Origin of the sequence: Kitasatospora sp. NPDC059812 (assembly GCF_042732075.1) — a bacterium.
GTDB lineage: Bacteria > Actinomycetota > Actinomycetes > Streptomycetales > Streptomycetaceae > Kitasatospora.
In genome coordinates, this window is the sequence record NZ_JBHWIO010000183.1 from 1 (window position 1) to 1865 (window position 1865).

1 protein-coding gene is annotated in these 1865 nt (G+C 77.6%); it reads left to right on the forward strand.

Features of this window, described 5'->3' with window-relative positions; genetic code table 11:
- Positions 1-509 precede the first annotated feature (509 nt).
- On the forward strand, positions 510-1481 hold the full coding sequence (locus ACFV6D_RS38820; protein ID WP_380563450.1) for a MerR family transcriptional regulator: 972 nt from the start codon (positions 510-512) through the stop codon (positions 1479-1481).
- Positions 1482-1865: the final 384 nt, after the last annotated feature.

The window sequence follows — 1865 nt, forward strand, 5'->3', positions numbered from 1 at the left end:
CTATCACACCCCCCAACAACCTCCCCCCCGCGCCCCGGGGGGGGGGGCCCCCACCGCTCGCCGCGGCCCCCCCCCGCCGCCCCGCGCCGGCGGCATGGTTCTGCGCCTGGGCCTGCCCTGCCGGGGTTCTCGGCGCGCCGGGGACAAATCTGTAGACCGACCTACATATTCCCTCCAGCTCGGCAGCTGCGGTGGGGGGGGGGGGGGGGGGGCGGGGGGGGGGCGGCGCCGCGGCCCCCCCCCCCCCGGCCCCGGGGCGCGCGCCCGCCCCGCCCCCCCCCCCCCCCCCCCCGCCCCCCCCCGGGACTGTAATAGTTTTAGACCCACACACATACCCCCCGGGCCCCCGCGCGGGGGGCGCGCACAGGAAGTCGACGGGTCCGACTTCCTGCGCACACCGATGGCTTCCGCGGAGCGAGCCCTGCTGCGCCGCCCCGCATCCGCGACGCCCGCTGCCCCGGCCCGCCCCGCATAGGCTCACGCATGTGCCCGTCCCGGTTCCCGTCCCCGTGTCTGCCTCCGCCGGTCGGCCGCCGACCCAGGCCAGCCTGACCACCGGTGCCCTCGCCCGCATGCTCGGCGTCTCCCCGACCACCGTCCGCTCCTGGGAACGCCGCTACGGCATCGGCCCCGCCCGGCGCGACCCCGGGCGCCACCGCCAGTGGAGTCCGCGGGACGTCGCCGTCCTGGCGGAGATGTGCCGCCTGACCGCTCGCGGCGTCACCCCGGCCGAGGCCGCCCGCCTCGCCCTCGCCGCCGAGGCCCCAGGGCCGTCCGAGGCTCGCGAGGTGCCGGGGTCGCTTGCCGGCGGGCCGGCCCGCGGCGGCGGGAACACCCTGCCCGTCGGCACCGTCCGCCCCGAATGCCGGGGGTTGGCCCGCGCGGCCGTTCGCCTCGACGCCCCCGAGCTCGCCCGGATCCTGCGACACAGCGTCGACACCCTCGGCCCGGTCGCCGCCTGGACCGAGGTGATGATGCCCGCCCTGCGCGCCGCCGGCCGCAAGTGGGCCGCCGAGGGCGAGCGCTATGTCGAGGTCGAGCACCTGCTGTCCTGGCACGTCGCCGCCGCTCTGCGCCGCGCCGCCGACCGGGCCGAGCCGCCGCAGGGTCCGGCCGTCCTGCTCGCGGGCATGCCCGCCGAACTGCATGCCCTGCCGCTGGAGGCGCTGGCCGCGGGGCTGGCCGAACGGGGCCTGCCGTTTCGGATGTTCGGTCCGGCCCTGCCGGCCGAAGCCCTGTTGGAAGCGGTCCGCCGCACCGGCCCGCCCGCCGTCCTGCTGTGGTCCCAGGTCGCCCGCACCGCCGACCGGGCCCTGGCCCGCCGTGTCGCCGAGACCGCCTGGGGCCCCCACGGTGCCCGCACCCGCCCCGTCGTCCTGACCGCCGGCCCCGGCTGGACCGGCCCCCGCCGCCCTCCGGGCGCCCTGCGCCCCCGCGACCTGCCCACCGCCCTCGACCAGCTGGAGCACCTGCTGCGCTGAACCCCGCCCTGCGGAACCGCGACACGTGCGCCGTACAGCCTTGCCCGCGGGCTCGCGCCGTCGGCCTGGAGTGAATATACCGACCGGTCTACAGATTCGATCGCGCCTGCGGTGCGCACAGGAAGTCGGCCTGCCCGACTTCCTGTGCGGGGCGGCTCGCCCCCGGCCTTGCCGCGCGACGAGGCCTGCGAACGGAGTCCTGAGGGCGGAGAAATATGCCGGTCGGTCTACATGTTTCCCTGGTGGGGGCAGAAGCGCCGCCATGCCACCGTGCACAGGAAGTCGGCGGGTCCGACTTCCTGTGCACGGGCCCGGCGGGCAGACCGGGGGACAAAAATTGGGGGGGTGGAAAAATTAGGGGGGCGGGGCACAGGGGCAGCGGGG